The organism is Proteus vulgaris (genome assembly GCF_033708015.1).
GTDB lineage: Bacteria > Pseudomonadota > Gammaproteobacteria > Enterobacterales > Enterobacteriaceae > Proteus.
In genome coordinates this window covers 2652430-2669516 of sequence record NZ_CP137920.1, presented here as the reverse complement: position 1 = coordinate 2669516, position 17087 = coordinate 2652430, and the positions used below count along the sequence as shown (strand labels likewise).

The following is a 17087-nucleotide window of genomic DNA, read 5'->3' as shown; positions in this document are numbered from 1 at the left end:
ATGTCTTTTGGTATTCGATATCTTGCGTTGTTACCACTTTTTGTTATCACTGCTTGCCAACAACCCGTTAATCATAATCCACCCGTGACTCAAACGGCTCAGGTTCAACCTGCAATCGTGAATAACTCATGGATTGAAATCTCACGTAGTGCGCTTGATTTTAATGTGAGAAAAGTCCAATCGCTGTTAGGCGATAAATCTTCGCTTTGTGCAGTATTAAAAGGAGATGCTTATGGTCACGATTTATCACTCGTTGCACCGGTAATGATTGAAAATAATGTGCAATGTATTGGTGTAACAAATAACCAAGAGCTAAAAGAAGTGCGTGATCTAGGATTTCAAGGTCGGTTAATGCGTGTACGTAATGCCACAGAGCAAGAAATGGCTCAGGCGACAAGCTATAACGTAGAAGAACTGATTGGTAATTTAGATATGGCGAAAAAATTAGACGCCATTGCTAAACAACAAAATAAAGTGATCGCTATTCATCTTGCCTTAAATTCAGGTGGTATGTCTCGTAATGGCTTAGAAGTTAATAACAATGCAGGGCTTGAAGAGGCGAAGCAAATAGCTCAATTAACTAACCTGAAAGTGGTTGGTATTATGTCTCACTACCCTGAAGAAGATGCTAATAAAGTAAAAGAAGATCTTGCTCGTTTTAAACAGCAATCACAAAAAATATTGGATGTTACTGGGTTAAATCGTAAAGATGTCACTCTGCATATGGCAAATACATTTGCCACAATTACCGTACCTGAATCATGGCTAGATATGGTGCGTGTAGGCGGAATTTTCTATGGTGATACGATTGCAAGTACAGACTACAAACGTGTGATGACCTTTAAATCAAATATTGCATCAATCAATTATTATCCTAAAGGTAATACAGTGGGTTATGACCGTACTTACACACTTAAACGTGACTCTGTCCTAGCCAATATCCCTGTCGGTTATGCAGATGGTTATCGTCGTGTTTTTAGTAATGCTGGGCATGCTTTAATTGCAGGGCAACGTGTATCTGTTTTAGGGAAAACATCAATGAATACCGTTATGGTTGATATTACAGATCTTAACAATATCAAACCAGGTGATGAAGTTGTATTTTTTGGCAAACAAGGTAATAGCGAAATTACCGCAGAAGAAATTGAAGATATCAGTGGTGCATTGTTTACCGAAATGTCAATTTTATGGGGAGCAACCAATCAACGGGTATTAGTGGATTAAACGAGGTTGTGAGTATTACCAAATAATAAAAAGGCGATTGAAAATATCAATCGCCTGATATTATTGATAATTTAAAGCTATAAATTATCAGGTAACCCATAAGCCACTAAGCTATCGCCCATTTTAGTACCAAATGAACCATGTCCGCCGGCCATAATGACCACATATTGCTTACCTCCAATAGAGTAGGTCATTGGCGTTGCTTGTCCACCTGCGGGTAATCGTGCTTCCCATAACATTTTGCCATTCGTCACATTAAATGCTCGAATATAATTATCCTGAGAAGCAGCAACAAACATCACATTACCTGCGGTTGAGATAGCGCCTCCTAGCCCAGGAACACCAATTTTTAATGGTGGTAACTCCACTAAATTAGGCAAACTATCCCTAATGGTGCCAAATCGTTGTTGCCAAACAAGCTCATTTTTTGTTAAATCAACACCAGCAACAAATCCCCAAGGGGGTTGTTTACAAGGTAATCCAAGTGGTGATAAGAATGGATGAATATCAACACTATAAGGGGTTCCCGTCATGGGTTGTAAACCTTGCTCTCCGTGGCCTCCACCAATTACTTGACTGTCTTGAGGATCTTTTAAATAAAGTTTTGAGATAAAAGGCAAGGTAATAAAATTCATTACCGCGACTTGTCTATCTTGATTAACAGAAATACCGCCCCATTCAAAAATACCGAGGTTACCAGGAAAAACAAGCGTACCGTTTTCTGATGGTGGTGTATAAATTCCCTCATAATTTAGCTGATGGAAAGCGATACGACATAACAGCTGATCTGCCATTGTGCCGCCCCACATATCTGAACCTTGCAACTTATTTTTTGGTGCTAAATTAAGTGCTGAAAAAGGCTGAGTGGGTGAGTAATGCTCACCTTGTGTTTGTGGACCATATTTGACACTAGTAGGAACCGGTTTTTCTGTCACAGGAACAATAGGTGTACCGTCTCTTCTATCAAGAACAAACACATTCCCTGTTTTCGTGACGATATAAATGGCAGGTATTGTTTCATTTTTATCAGTTTTGATATCAACCATTGATGGTTGCGAAGGAACATCCATATCCCATAAATCATGATGGGTGGTTTGGAAATGCCACAATAGCTCACCTGTCGATCCTTTTAGTGCTAAAACTGAATTAGCGTAACGCTCTTTTAATGGATGACGATCGCCTCCCCAAATATCGGGTGTACCTACTCCTGTCGGAATATAGACCACATCCGTTTGTGCATCATAAGCTAAAGGCGCCCATGCATTAGGGGAGTTATGAACAAATTGAGTCTCTTTACCTGGCATCGCATTGGGATCTTCTGCGCCAGTATCAAATACCCATATTAATTTTCCGCTATTAACATCATAGCCACGGATCACACCAGAAGGCTCTTGAGTTGATAAGTTATCAGTAACAGAGCCACCAATAATAATAGTATTACCAGTGACGATAGGGGGAGATGTTGGGTTATATCCACCCAAATAAGCATAAGGCATAGAAGCTAACAGATTGATTTCTCCATTCTGACCAAAATCACGGCATGCATTACCCGTTTGCGCATTAACTGCGATTAGGCGGCCATCATTGACTGGAAGAAAGACTTTTTCAGGACATTCATCTGATATGCTTGGTTGGCGAACGTCGAGGCTTTTGGCAAATTCGGCACTATTATTTTGATTATAATAGGCAACCCCTCGGCAAGTCATATGCTGGAAGCTTTTGTTATATTGCAATTTAGAATCAAAACGCCACTTCTCTTTACCTGTTGCGGGATCTAAGCTAATTAAATATTGGTGAGGTGTACATAGAAAGAGATTATCTTCAATTTTTATAGGCGTAACTTCGTTGGTTATCTCAACGGCATCATTAGCCCTTTTTTCATCACCGGTATGAAAAGTCCATTTCTCAACTAACTTATCAACATTATCACTGTTGATTTGAGTTAATGGTGAATAGCGTATTCCGGCTTGCGTTCTGCCATAAGCAGGCCAGTCATTATCATTTACTCCGATAGGAGATATAGAGTTGGTGGGCTGTTGTTGTGTAAATTGACCATTAATGGCATGAGGATCGGTTAGTGAACTACCTAATATAATGATAAGTGTAGTGGCTAATAGTGTGAATAAGCCAATTTTATTGGTACGACAAGTGTAAACATTATTATTGAGTGTGAAAGGAATAAGGAGTAAGCCTAGAATAAAAATAATATCTAAGCGAGGGGCGAGTGCCCAAAAATCAAATCCTGACTCCCAGATACTCCAGACAATCGTTATTAAAAATAGAAAGTTAAAGAGTAATAGGGTGCTTTTCTTTCGACTTAGAAAGCAAACTGCAATAATAAGAAGCATGACACCGGTAAAGAGATAAAAAGGCGATCCTGCTAATGAAACTAAATACCCTCCGAGTACAGTAAAGTAAAGAGCCAATATTGTGAGTATGATGAATACTATCCATAGATAGAAATGTGATATTTTCATAATGCTATCGTCCTATTCTTTCTTACCATCTTATAAATAGAATAGACAATAATTTATTAGCTCACCTGTTTGTTTCTAATAACCATTGCATTAATATGCATTTATGAGAAATTTTAATATAAAGCACTAGCATTAGTATTGAACGCAAGTGATATGATTGTTTAAAGTAGGGTGCTTGTGATCACCAATCGCAACAACTTTTTTGAGAGAAATTGTGGGGGAATTTCCCCCACAAAGCTATTTATCGCAAGATAAAGTCGCTTGAACTACTGTATGACCACTACGAATATTGAAAGAGCATAGTCTTTCATGCTTCAGTAATGATAAACACAGTGCTGTCACACAGACAGCAATCAGCCCTATCAGGGCAAATTTAGCCATTTCTCTTGACACTCCTTTTTAAAGGAGACAGAATCAAGTTGTCGGTTTTGAGACTGCCTCGGATTTTAGTAAATTAAAATTCGGGGCTTTCGTCTTTTTGGCTCTCGTTAATGCTTGAACCAAAATGATCCAAGCACCCACCCGCATACTAACAGAAACGCACCTCATTCCCATCTTTTTCTGAATAACAAAGACATAAATAAGTAATTAAAATCAATGTGTTAATTGTTTTTATATCGGGTGTTTATATGTGTGATTTTATTTGTCTTTCCTTTATAAAGGAGACAAAATCGACGTTGAAATAAGTTCGAAGTGAGTTAAATAGGAAATCTGTAGAATAAAAAACGCCAGATGAAATTAATTATCTGGCGTTTTTCTATTTGAAACGAACTTCAATAATTATGCGTTTTCTTGTTGGCTAGCTTGAATTGCTGTTAACGCAACGGTGTAGACGATATCGTCGACTAATGCACCACGAGAAAGGTCATTTACGGGTTTACGCATACCTTGTAACATTGGTCCGATTGAAACCAAGTCAGCTGAACGTTGTACCGCTTTATAAGTGGTGTTACCGGTGTTCAGATCAGGGAAGATAAACACAGTCGCTTTACCTGCAACAGGTGAATTTGGCGCTTTAGATTTAGCAACGTCAGCCATAACGGCTGCGTCATATTGTAAAGGACCATCAATCATCAGATCAGGACGTTTTTCTTGTGCTAAACGTGTCGCTTCACGCACTTTCTCTACATCGCTACCAGCACCAGAGTTACCCGTAGAATAAGAGATCATCGCAACGCGAGGGTCGATACCGAATGCAATTGCAGAATCTGCAGATTGAATTGCGATTTCAGCCAGTTGTTCTGCTGTTGGATCTGGATTAATTGCACAGTCACCATAAACATAAACTTGTTCTGGTAACAGCATAAAGAACACAGAAGACACTAATGAGCTACCTGGCGCAGTTTTAATTAACTGTAATGGTGGGCGAATAGTGTTAGCCGTCGTATGAACAGCACCAGAAACCAGACCATCTACTTCGCCTTTTTCTAACATTAATGTGCCGAGAACAACGTTATCTTCTAACTGTTCACGAGCAACAACTTCTGTCATCCCTTTGTTTTTGCGTAGTTCAACTAAGCGAGGTACATAGATTTCACGGACTTCTTTAGGATTGACTAACTCAATACCTGTACCTAATTCAACGCCTTGTGCGGTTGCTACGCGACGAATTTCTTCAGGATCGCCTAACAGTACGCAAGTTGCGATACCACGATCAGCACAAATCGCTGCGGCTTTAACTGTACGTGGTTCGTCACCTTCTGGTAAAACGATACGTTTTTTCGCTTTACGTGCTAATTCTGTTAATTGATAACGGAATGCAGGTGGTGATAAACGGTTAGGGCGTTCAGAGTTAGCGGTTAGTGAATCAATCCATTGTGAATTGATATGTTGAGCAACATAGTTCTGAATTTTTTCAATACGTTCATGGTCATCAGCAGGTACTTCTAAGCTAAAGCTTTGCAGATTTAAAGAGGTCTGCCAAGTATTTGCGTTAACCATAAAGATAGGTAAACCAGTTTCGAATGCACGTTCACAAAGTTGTTTGATTGGTGCATCGATTTGGTAGCCACCTGTTAGTAGAATTGCACCAATTTCAACGCCATTCATTGCTGCAAGACATGCTGAAACTAATACATCAGGGCGATCCGCTGAAGTCACTAAAAGTGAACCTGGACGGAAATGCTCTAACATGTGTGGAATGCTACGGGCACAGAAAGTCACAGACTTAATACGACGGGTTTCAATATCGCCTTTATTGACGATAGTCGCATTTAAGTGTTTTGCCATATCTGTTGCACGAGTGGCAATTAAATCGAAGTTCCATGGAATGCAACCCAGTAAAGGCAGTGGGCTATTTTTTTCGATGGTTTTTAAATCGACATTAGAGATAATCGCCTTACTTGAATCATCAAAGATTTCAGATAAGTCAGGGCGAGTACGGCCTTGATCATCAACAGGGGCATTTAGTTTGTTAACAATAACGCCTGTGATATTTTGGTTTTTTACACCGCCGAATTCAGCACGAGCAAATTCGATACGCTCTTTTAGCTGTTCAACCGTGTTGTTACCTAATGCAGTAACGAAAACAATTTCAGCACCTAATGTTTTTGCTATTTCATAGTTTAATGATTGTGCAAAAGGGTGCTTACGCATAGGTACCAAACCTTCAATGAGAATAACTTCTGCATCAGCGGTGTTTTCATGGTATCTAGCAACAATTTCTTCCATCAAAACATCTTTTTGGTTTGAGCTGAGTAGGGACTCAACATAATCCATGTTTAAAGGTTCTGATGATTGAATAGTGGAGTGAGAGCGGATAATCGCGGTTGTCTGATCTAACGCGCCTTTTACACGAGGTTGTGCAATTGGCTTGAACACGCTAAGGCGAACGCCTTTTTGTTCCATAGAACGGATAACACCCAAGCTGACGCTGGTTAAACCTACGCGTGTATCAGTTGGGACTAGCATAATTGTACGGGACACGGAAACCTCTTTAAATATCGGTTGCTCGTTATGTAAAACAGTACTGCCAGTATTATACTGGCAGTACATCAAAGAACTTAAGCGGTCAGGCGACTTGCGTCCTGAGCGATAACTAACTCTTCGTTAGTTGGGATAACAACAGCAAGACGGCTGTTATCGGTAGTGATAGTGCCTGATTTACCGAAACGTGCATCTAAGTTACGTTGATGATCAACTTCAAAACCTAACAGAGCCAGTTTTTTCAGCGATAATTCACGTACCATTGCGGCGTTTTCACCGATACCACCAGTAAAGATAATCGCATCTAAACGACCTTCCATCAGTGCGCAATAAGAACCGATGTATTTCGCTAAACGATGGCAGTAAACGTCCATTGCACGTTTAGCATCAGCTTTAGTGTCGTAGTTATCTTCAACATAACGGCAGTCACTAGTGACTTCGGTTAAACCTAACAGACCTGATTCTTTAGTCAGCAGTTTGTTGATGTCTTCAACGCTCATACCTAACGTGTCATGTAAATGGAACACGATAGCAGGATCAATATCACCACTACGAGTACCCATTACTAAGCCTTCTAATGGCGTCAGACCCATAGAGGTATCAACACATTTACCGTTAACAACAGCAGAAACGGAACCCCCATTACCTAAGTGGCAAGTGATTACGTTCAGTTCATCAACAGGTTTATTTAACATTTTAGCGGCTTCACGAGAAACGTAGAAATGGCTAGTTCCGTGAGCGCCGTAACGACGGATGCTGTGATCTTTATATAAGCTGTATGGCAGAGCATACAAATAAGCTTCTTCTGGCATTGTTTGATGGAAAGCGGTGTCAAAAACGGCAACCATTTTTTCAATTAAATGAGGGAATGCTTTACGCGCTTCTTCAATACCAATAAGGTGAGCTGGGTTATGCAATGGTGCAAATGGAATAGCTGCTTCAATACCTTTGATAACTTCGTCAGTGATCACGACAGATTTAGTGAATTTTTCGCCACCGTGAACAATACGGTGACCAATAGACGCGATTTGTGCAGAAAGTTCTGGTTTTTGAGCCAGAATAGTATTTACGATGAAGTTTAATGCTTCGCTATGAGCAGCGCCTGCGCCTAACGCAGCTTCGTGTTTCTGGCCATCCATTTTCCACTTCAGACGGGCTTCAGGAAGGTTGAAGCATTCAGCCAAACCTGACAGGAATTCTTCACCATTTTCTGGGTTGATAATTGCAAATTTAAGAGAAGAACTACCGCAGTTCAGTACCAGCACCAGCTTACTTGACATGGAATTACCTATTTATCTTGTTGTCGTAGTGTCTTTTATATTATAAAGACGGTGGTTAATAAAACGTCAATCATAAAAGCCTATCGCATTCCTATGATGACATTAATGACGCGCATCATGCTTAAAGTAAAAAACTTGATGCTAATTATAGTTGCCAATCATTAATTGGACGATTTTTATTCACCCATTAGCTTTTCGCGTTAAAATCGGCGAAAAGGGTTGAAAATCACGCCGGCAAACAAAATATAGCGCTTTATTGCCACAAACCTTTAGAATGGGCACAGGATACAGAGTAAAGGCAACAAAGACAAAATATACTTAATTCTACTAAAAGATTTTTATTCTTTATAGATATTTTTTAAAAGTTACAGAAGAAATTGATTGAGGTCATTATGAGCGAACCGACAGTGACTCCCCCCGGCTTTTTTAAGAAGCTTCGTTTGGGTAACGAGTATTTAAAAACCTGGCCGGTTGAAAAACAGTTAGCGCCTGTTTTCCCTGAAAATCGTATTGTCAAAGCGACACGCTTTGGTATTCGTTATATGCCACCTATCGCCATTTTTACAATGACATGGCAAATCGCATTAGGCGGCAATTTAGGGCCTGCGATTACCACAGCACTCTTTGCGTGTAGCTTGCCAATGCAAGGGTTATGGTGGTTAGGTAAGCGCGCAGCAACGCCACTTCCTGCTACGTTATTACGCTGGTTTTATGAAATTCGTGAGAAATTTGAAGAAGCAGGTATTGCTTTAGCACCCGTTGAACAAACGCCGACGTACCTTTCTTTAGCTCATTTATTAAAACGTGCTTTTAAGCAACTTGATCGTTCTTTTCTTGATGATGTGTAGAACATCTGTTCTACCTTCTTCGTTTGTCATGATTGTCATCTGAATTACCCCGTTGAGATCAAAAAACGCGTAGTTAGTACTACTCAATACTTTTGATTAATGACATGATCCTTCCAATAATTTCTTTGGAGAATTAATGATGGAAATGACACACGCCCAACGCCTGATCCTCTCTAATCAATATAAAATGATGACGATGATGGATCCTGATAACGCTGAACGTTATCGTCGCTATCAGACAATTATTGAACGTGGCTATGGATTACAATTACGTGAACTTGACCGTGACTTCGATGAAATGTCAGAAGAGACTTGCCGTACCATTATTAACATCATGGAAATGTATCATGCACTGCAAGTTTCTCGTGATAATTTAAAAGAACAAGAGATGCCAGATGCTCGCCGTGTCGCATTTATAGGCTTTGATGCAGCGACAGAATCCCGCTATCTTAGTTATGTGCGTTTTATGGTGAATACAGAAGGGCGTTACACGCATTTCGATAGTGGTAGTCATGGTTTTAACTCTCAAACACCCATGTGGGAAAAATACCAAAGAATGCTTGCTGTTTGGTTAGCATGCCCTCGTCAATATCACCTTAGCGTCGTTGAAATTCAGCAAATACTTAATGCGTAATCGAAAGTACATCATAGTTGACGTACCACTGTAAGGTAAAGGTAGGCATAAAAGATGGCAATCACATGTAAAGGTTTTCTGTTTGATCTTGATGGAACATTAGTTGATTCATTACCTGTTGTTGAACATTGTTGGGCACTATTTGGTGAACGCGTTGGTGTTTCAACACAAGAGATTAATGACTACATCCACGGAAAGCCTGCGATTGAGTCGATTCGCCATTTTATGCCTAATGCAAGCGAACAAGAGATAACAGAAACGTTTCGTTGGCTCGAAAAATTAGAGTCAACGCAAACAGAAGGTTTAGCCCCGCTTCCAGGGGCTATTGCATTGATTAATCGCCTTAATGACTTAAATATTCCATGGGCGATTGTCACATCAGGTACGGTTCCTATTGCCTCAACGCGCCAATCTGTATCGGGTATTCCTGAACCTAAGTATTGGGTGACAGCGGAATGTATTAGTAAAGGTAAACCTCATCCTGAACCTTATCTTTTAGGCGCCCAAAAATTGGGTTTATTACCACAAGATTGTGTGGTTTTTGAAGATGCAGCTGCGGGTATTTACTCTGGTTTAGATGCAGGATGCCAAGTCGTCGCCGTTCATGCACCTCTTTCTCTTCCTCGCCGTAATGAGATTCATTTAATTATTGAATCATTGAATGATATTCAAGTTGAAAAACAAACTGAAAAGGTTGTAATAAAGCACAAAAGAGAGTCTTTTCTTTGATCATACTAGAAGACTTATTGTTGTAAAAATGGTCTACTTATCAATGTAGTGAATTGATGTTTTAACCTGTTTTCACTTATTGCTGATCGAGGCCATTTTGAATAGCGAATTATTATGGGTTTTAAGCCTGCTATTGATAGCTATTGTCCTTTTTACGACCAACAAAATCCGCATGGATGTGGTCGCTTTACTTGTCATCATCGCATTCGTTCTTAGCGGTACACTCTCATTAAATGAAGCCACGATAGGATTTAGCGATCCTAACGTATTACTTATTGCTGCCCTTTTTGTGATTGGTGAAGGGTTAGTGAGAACAGGTGTGGCTTATCAAATGGGGGATTGGCTAGTTCGTGTTGCGGGTAGCAGTGAAGTTAAAATGCTTGTGCTATTAATGATATGTGTTGCAAGTTTAGGTGCTTTCATGAGTTCAACAGGGGTTGTTGCGATCTTTATTCCTGTTGTATTGAGTGTTGCTGCTCGAATGAAAACATCGCCAGGTCGTTTAATGATGCCATTAGGTTTTGCTGGGCTTATTAGTGGATTAATGACCTTAGTGGCAACACCACCTAATATGGTGGTTAACAGTGAATTAGTCAGAGAAGGTTTACCCAGTTTTCAGTTTTTTTCCATTACGCCTATTGGTATCGCTGTATTATTCGCAGGTATTCTCTATATGCTGGTGGTACGTCGATGGCTAGGAAATAACGATAATGGTAAGCAAAAAGAAGCTTATCGTCGTACTTTCCGCGATCTTATTCGTGATTATCAGTTAGCAGGGCGTGCTCGTCGTTTAGCGATCCGTAAAGGTTCCCCGCTAGTAGGTCATTCACTGGATGAACTTCACTTACGTTCTCGTTATGGTGCAAATGTTGTCGGTATTGAACGTTGGAGGCGGTTTCGGCGTGTTATGGTTAGCGCAACCGGTGGCACTGAATTAAGAGAGCGTGATGTTTTATTAGTTGATATGTCAGCGAGTGATGTCGATTTACGAGAGTTTTGTCGTGAACAGATGTTAGAGCCAATGGTATTGCGAGGTGAATATTTCTCTGAACAATCTCGTGATGTAGGGCTTGCTGAAGTTTCAATGAACCCAGACTCAGAGTTATTAGGAAAATCATTAAGAGAGATTAAATTCCGTACTCGCTATGGGTTAAATGTGGTTGCTATTCGTCGAGAAGGTAACGCCTTACCGGGTAAAATAGTCGATGAGCCATTACGTCTTGGTGATGTGTTATTAGTGATTGGTGATTGGAAACTTATCCGTATTTTATCAACTAAACCTCGTAATTTTATTGTACTCAATTTAGCGGCAGAAATTGAAACTGTTGCGCCCGCTTCATCCCAAGCCCCTCATGCATTATTTTCGTTAGCGTTAATGGTGGCATTGATGGTAACGAATGAAGTCCCTAACTTTATTGCGGCACTTATTGCCTGTTTATTAATGGGTAAATTCCGTTGTATTGATATGGAAAGTGCTTATCGCTCTATTCATTGGCCAAGTATTATTTTAATTGTTGGTATGATGCCTTTTGCGGCGGCATTACAAAAAACAGGTGGTATAGAGCTGATTGTCAATGGCTTAATGGATGTTGCGGGTAGTGCAGGCCCTCAAGTGATGCTAGTCTGTTTATTTGTACTGTGTGCCACTATTGGTTTATTTATCTCAAATACCGCAACAGCGGTATTAATGGCGCCCATTGCCATTGCTGCGGCGAATCAAATGAATGTTTCTCCATTACCATTTGCAATGGTGATTGGTGTGGCAGCATCAGCTGCGTTTATGACGCCAGTTTCATCCCCTGTTAATACACTTATTCTTGAGCCGGGTGGCTATAAGTTTGCTGATTTCCTTAAAATAGGTGTGCCATTTACGATAATCGTAATGCTGATTAGTGTTTTCCTAATTCCACTATTATTCCCATTCTAAATAATTGAATGTTGCTGAAACGTCGTTTATTAATTAATAAACGACGTTTTTTATTTATTGGTCGGTTATTTTTTATTTGTTGTATAGATGTCGACTATGCGTGTGTTTTTTTTGAAAAACAGAGTTGAGTTTAAGGCGTATTCTTTATCTATTAATTAATTTTATAGATAAAGGTATAATATGACAATTAATATTAATTCAAATGTTACCAACATTAACACAAAGTTTGATGTTAATGGCAAAGAAACGAAATCTATTTTAAAAAAATTAGCATCTAGCATCAGTAATATAAAAAATGGTATTGCTAATTTTTTTAGAACTCAAGAAACTAAAAGTGAAGATATTTATAATATCTCTCTAGCCCAAATAACAAATGAAAAAAAAGACAAAGATAATATATTAAAAGAAAGAGAAGATTTAAGTAAATTACATATTAGTAATAGGGTAAAAAATAATAAATTCAATAAAATAGTAGTTCGAAGTCAAAAAAATATTGAGCAAGTATCAGTCGAAAGTAATACTAATAGTAGTATTAAAGGAGATAACGGTTATTTTTTGAAAAAAGGAAATGATTTTAATATTGACGAATTACTGCAATCGAATAATAATATGGAGATAACTGAACGAAAAATGAATTTTTCTTCTTTTAAAAAAATCGAAAACATTAATAATTCAAATTAAACTTTAATCATAAATAATAGAGTGGGTTATTTATTTAAATAACCCACTTATTTTTTCTACTCACTAATTTCATCCAGCGATAAACTAAAGCCGGGTACAAACACCTTTATAAAATAGTCCATTTCTGGGCTATGTCTTTCTGCTAGCGTTTTTTCTAATCGATTTTTAGCCAAATTAAATTCACTATTGCCTGCGGCTAACTCTTCAAGACATTTTAAATAAGCGCACAGACTATCTGCTTGCTTAACAATAAAGGTTTCTTCTTCACTATGTAATTGTTCATCGATCAGCGGACGAAAATCATCTTGTAACTCTTCGGGTAACATTTCAATCAGTTTTTGCTGTGCGTATTTTTCTATTTTTTTATATTCATGCGCAATTTGTGGGTTGTGATATTTAATGGGGGTAGGCATATCGCCAGTGATCACTTCGCTAGCATCATGATACATCGCTTGTAATGCAATACGCTCGGCATTGACATTACCTCCAAATTTACGATTTTTAATCACCGCTAACGCATGAGCAACAAAAGCAACTTGTAAACTGTGTTCAGACACGTTTTCTTGGCGAATGTTACGCATTAAAGGCCAACGAGTAATGAGTTTTAAGCGAGAAAGGTGGGCAAAAAAGTAACTCATAATATCTCCCAATTGCGTGATTGAAGATATTATTGTGAGTGGATAATTAACAGATGTAAACGACAATAAAAAAGAAAATAAAAAACGCAATATAACGGGCTGTTATACTGCGTTTTATTTAAATAGAGAATAATTTTATTGGTGATAACCCACAATAAAGCGACCAAATTTTTGAATTGCCATATCTAAATCATCTTCACGGGGAAGCGTCACAATACGGAAATGGTCTGGGTATGGCCAGTTAAATGCTGTTCCTTGTACTAATAGCACTTTTTCTTGCAATAATAAATCGAGGATCATTTTTTGATCGTCTTTAATACTGTAGCGATTTAAATCAATTTTAGGGAACATATAAAGCGCACCCATTGGCTTAACGCAAGAAACCCCCGGAATTTGATTAATCAGTTCCCAAGCGCGATTACGTTGCTCATATAAACGACCACCCGGCAGGATAAATTCACTAATACTTTGATAACCCCCTAATGCAGTTTGAATGGCATGTTGCATCGGAACGTTGGCGCATAAACGCATAGACGCTAACATATTCAGGCCTTCAATATAGCTTTTAGCGTGTTTTTTAGGGCCGTTTAATACCATCCAACCTTGACGGAAGCCCGCAACACGGTAGGTTTTTGATAAACCATTAAATGTTACAGTTAATAAATCGGGCGCCATCGCTGCAATAGAATGATGCTGAGCATCATCATACAGAATTTTATCGTAGATCTCGTCAGCAAAGATAATGAGGTTATGTTGACGTGCTATTTCAACGATTTCCATCAGAATCTCTTTGCTATACACCGCACCTGTTGGGTTGTTTGGGTTAATAATAACAATACCGCGGGTATTTTTTGTAATTTTACTACGGATATCATCTAAATCAGGGAACCAACCTTGTTGCTCGTCACACATATAATGAACGGCATTTCCGCCAGAAAGGGAAACGGCTGCTGTCCATAAAGGATAATCTGGAGCAGGTACTAGCATTTCATCGCCATTATTTAATAAGGCTTGCATCGCTTGTACGATTAATTCAGAAACACCATTGCCAATATAAATATCTTCAACAGTGACATCGCGCATATCACGGGCTTGATAATGCTGCATGATAGCTTTACGCGCAGAAAATAGCCCTTTGGAATCACTGTAACCCTGAGAGCTGGGTAGATTACGGATAACATCTACTAAAATCTCATCAGGCGCTTCAAAGCCAAAAGGTGCCGGGTTACCGATATTGAGTTTTAAAACTTTGTTACCTTCTTCTTCCAGACGTTTTGCTTCTTGCAAAACCGGACCTCTAATGTCGTAACAGACATGTTCGAGTTTGTTTGATTTTTTAATCTGATTCATAGCGCGTTTACCTAATAGGGTCTGATTCATATCTATACACTGTGATGAACACTGTGGCGATTAGCGACATTTATCGCCAAAGATGATTCATATAGAAAGATATAAATGAAAAGGCTGTCCCAGCAAATAACTGTGCTATCACTCTACTCTTACGTTACAAACTTTTGAAGATGCTAGGTAATTTTTGGTGTAAAAGGTCAGTTTATTCTTATAATGTTATTTTGATGACTGATTGTATTACTTATGGTAGGTCTATGTTTTGGTTTTTATTAATAAACTGAAATATTATTCTGTTGAAAAGGTGGTTTTTAGTGTGGTGATTAGAAATAAGTTTGGGTGATAGGTAGGTAAACGAAATGTTGCATAATCAATTATTGAATAATTTTATCGGATTTGTATTATCTGACTTAATATATTAAATTTTCAAATAATATGGTTAAATCTACTTTATTAGATAGCAATCAATTAGTTTAAGTATAAATTAAATTTAAATCTTAAATTTAGTTTATAGGGGAAGATACTTAAACTTGAATGCATAGTTAAGATAATTTAAATTATTTTCAAAATGTTAAAATTTATTAATAGGAAAGCAAGATAGTATGATCCAAGTCTAACTTGTGATGACGGTATACAGTTCTTTCTTGTGAATACTTAAAATGATAATAAAATTTAATTTGTTACAAAAAGATGCAATTCCTTTCTATCTAGGAGGTGTAAACGATAAGAAACAAATGTAAAGTATTCAGTATGTCTTTGCTCTCCTTTTCAGAGTAGAGTACTGTCTGAATCGGAAGTCTTTTTTAGACTTTTGATATAAAACACCAGGTATATGTAATTTAAAAATCAAAAATAAGTGAAGAATAAACAATGATTAATGCAAATCGTCCGATAATGAATCTCGACCTCGATCTGCTTAGAACGTTTGTAGCTGTAGCAGATTTGAACACTTTTGCAGCCGCTGCGGCTGCTGTATGTCGAACCCAATCTGCTGTGAGTCAGCAGATGCAACGTTTAGAGCAATTAGTGGGCAGAGAGCTTTTCGCCCGTCATGGTCGTAATAAACTTTTAACAGAGCATGGTCTACAACTGTTAGGTTATGCGCGTCAGATTTTGCGTGCAAATGATGATGCAACGGCATCATTAACGTATAGCGATGCAGAAGGGGAGCTACGTATTGGTGCTTCTGATGACTCTGTCGATACTTTATTACCGTTTTTATTAAATCGTATCGCGTCAGTGTATCCACGTTTAGCGGTTGATGTACGCATTAAGCGCTCTCAATATATTGAGACGATGCTAGATAATCATGAAATTGATTTAGCATTAACAACAGCACGTATTGGTCATCACCCACGTACAGCGTTACGTACTGCACCTGTGCTATGGCATTGTGCGCCAGATTTCCAATTACAAATGAATGAGCCTATTCCTTTAGTTGTAATGGATGAAACTAACCCATTCCGTCAATTAGCAATAAACACGCTAGATGATGCCGGGATCCAATGGCGCATTGCTTATGAAGCCGCTTCTTTATCAGCTGTTCGTGCCGCCGTTAATGCAGAAGTGGGGATTACTGCTCGTCCACTTGAAATGCAAAATGCCGATTTACGTATTTTAGGTGAAAGTGAAGGATTACCTCGTTTACCTGAAACACAATATTGGTTGTATCGTAACACGGATGAACAAAATGAAGCGGTATTAACTGTATTCAATGCGATTGAAAACAAGAAAACACCTTATACTGTCACTGCATCTGAAGATATTAGCTCTACTGAACTTGAATAATCACATTAATAATTGTGTGAATTTTTAGCGTTAAAACACAAAAATTAAAGATTAAAAAAGAGTCAAATAAAACTGGATAGTGATGAATAATGATAAACGGGAATAGATGCAATGAAGTGCATTTATTTCCGTTTTTTTATTGCTCTTTTTTGAAATAATAACATTATGTTAATAATTATGTTGTTTTATGTATTTATCTTTGTGACATTTCATTCCATAACTACCTTAATTGCTTGTTAAAAAAATGTTTACCTTCCCCCTTGGTTAATCACTTGTAGGATTTGTTAACAAATAAAAAGATTGTCTAGGTTTTAAGAGAATAAAAAAGTAAATCTAAACGGATATTTGACCTCTGCCACAATATTAGAAAGTTAATTTGTTAAAATTTGGATAAATTTTAAACTGATTAAGTATTTTTTCGACTATTTTGTGAGTTTGATCAAAAAAATAAGGCACATTTGCCTGTGTTGAATCAGGTTTTTCCTGAGATACTGGTGTAGTAAAATCGAATTATCGGTTAGACTAAGCGTGTTAGCATAAAGTTTGTCGGTTGACTGACACGTTTTAGCATTAGCCGGTAATTGCGTGT

General features: G+C 38.2%; 13 protein-coding genes. 7 read left to right on the top strand and 6 right to left on the bottom strand.

Features of this window, described 5'->3' with window-relative positions; translation table 11 throughout:
* A complete protein-coding gene (alr, locus tag SB028_RS12675; protein WP_069367975.1) occupies positions 1-1224 on the top strand; it encodes an alanine racemase in 1224 nt (407 codons plus the stop codon).
* A 77-nt stretch (positions 1225-1301) separates the two neighbouring features.
* Here the strand turns inward: alr and SB028_RS12670 are convergent, their stop codons facing one another.
* From SB028_RS12670 to ackA, 4 genes are all read right to left on the bottom strand, one after another.
* Entirely contained in the window at positions 1302-3701 is a 2400-nt protein-coding gene (locus SB028_RS12670; RefSeq protein WP_069367976.1) for a membrane-bound PQQ-dependent dehydrogenase, glucose/quinate/shikimate family, read from the bottom strand.
* Between the two features lie 237 nt (positions 3702-3938).
* The gene (locus SB028_RS12665; RefSeq protein WP_074454076.1) at positions 3939-4082 is read right to left on the bottom strand and encodes a Hok/Gef family protein; all 144 of its coding nucleotides are present in this window, start codon (positions 4080-4082) and stop codon (positions 3939-3941) included.
* A 399-nt stretch (positions 4083-4481) separates the two neighbouring features.
* Positions 4482-6626 (bottom strand): phosphate acetyltransferase, encoded by a 2145-nt coding sequence (gene pta / locus SB028_RS12660; protein ID WP_069367977.1) that lies wholly within the window; start codon positions 6624-6626, stop codon positions 4482-4484.
* Between the two features lie 77 nt (positions 6627-6703).
* Positions 6704-7906 carry an acetate kinase gene (gene ackA / locus SB028_RS12655; RefSeq protein ID WP_023581716.1) on the bottom strand — a complete coding sequence of 401 codons (1203 nt, stop codon included), beginning with the start codon at positions 7904-7906 and terminating at the stop codon, positions 6704-6706.
* A gap of 392 nt (positions 7907-8298) precedes the next feature.
* Here ackA and yfbV point away from each other — a divergent pair, with 392 nt between their 5' ends.
* The 5 genes from yfbV (at position 8299) to SB028_RS12630 (ending at position 12725) form a co-directional block, all read left to right on the top strand.
* On the top strand, positions 8299-8754 hold the full coding sequence (gene yfbV / locus SB028_RS12650) for a terminus macrodomain insulation protein YfbV (protein ID WP_069367978.1): 456 nt from the start codon (positions 8299-8301) through the stop codon (positions 8752-8754).
* 139 nt (positions 8755-8893) lie between these two features.
* Positions 8894-9388, top strand: a complete 495-nt coding sequence (locus SB028_RS12645; protein WP_069367979.1) for a YfbU family protein — start codon at positions 8894-8896, stop codon at positions 9386-9388.
* Between the two features lie 54 nt (positions 9389-9442).
* Positions 9443-10117 (top strand): sugar phosphatase, encoded by a 675-nt coding sequence (locus tag SB028_RS12640; protein ID WP_069367980.1) that lies wholly within the window; start codon positions 9443-9445, stop codon positions 10115-10117.
* A gap of 97 nt (positions 10118-10214) precedes the next feature.
* The gene (locus SB028_RS12635; protein ID WP_069367981.1) at positions 10215-12044 is read left to right on the top strand and encodes an SLC13 family permease; all 1830 of its coding nucleotides are present in this window, start codon (positions 10215-10217) and stop codon (positions 12042-12044) included.
* Positions 12045-12224: 180 nt separating this feature from the next.
* Positions 12225-12725, top strand: a complete 501-nt coding sequence (locus SB028_RS12630; protein ID WP_069367982.1) for a hypothetical protein — start codon at positions 12225-12227, stop codon at positions 12723-12725.
* A gap of 56 nt (positions 12726-12781) precedes the next feature.
* Here the strand turns inward: SB028_RS12630 and yfbR are convergent, their stop codons facing one another.
* The gene (gene yfbR, locus SB028_RS12625) at positions 12782-13363 is read right to left on the bottom strand and encodes a 5'-deoxynucleotidase (RefSeq protein ID WP_069367983.1); all 582 of its coding nucleotides are present in this window, start codon (positions 13361-13363) and stop codon (positions 12782-12784) included.
* A 135-nt stretch (positions 13364-13498) separates the two neighbouring features.
* Positions 13499-14713 (bottom strand): pyridoxal phosphate-dependent aminotransferase, encoded by a 1215-nt coding sequence (locus SB028_RS12620; RefSeq protein ID WP_069367984.1) that lies wholly within the window; start codon positions 14711-14713, stop codon positions 13499-13501.
* A gap of 867 nt (positions 14714-15580) precedes the next feature.
* Between SB028_RS12620 and hexA the strand changes: the two genes are divergently transcribed.
* Positions 15581-16498: a transcriptional regulator HexA gene (gene hexA / locus SB028_RS12615; protein ID WP_069367985.1), complete on the top strand. Its 918-nt coding sequence runs from the start codon at positions 15581-15583 to the stop codon at positions 16496-16498.
* The last annotated feature ends 589 nt before the right edge of the window (positions 16499-17087 follow it).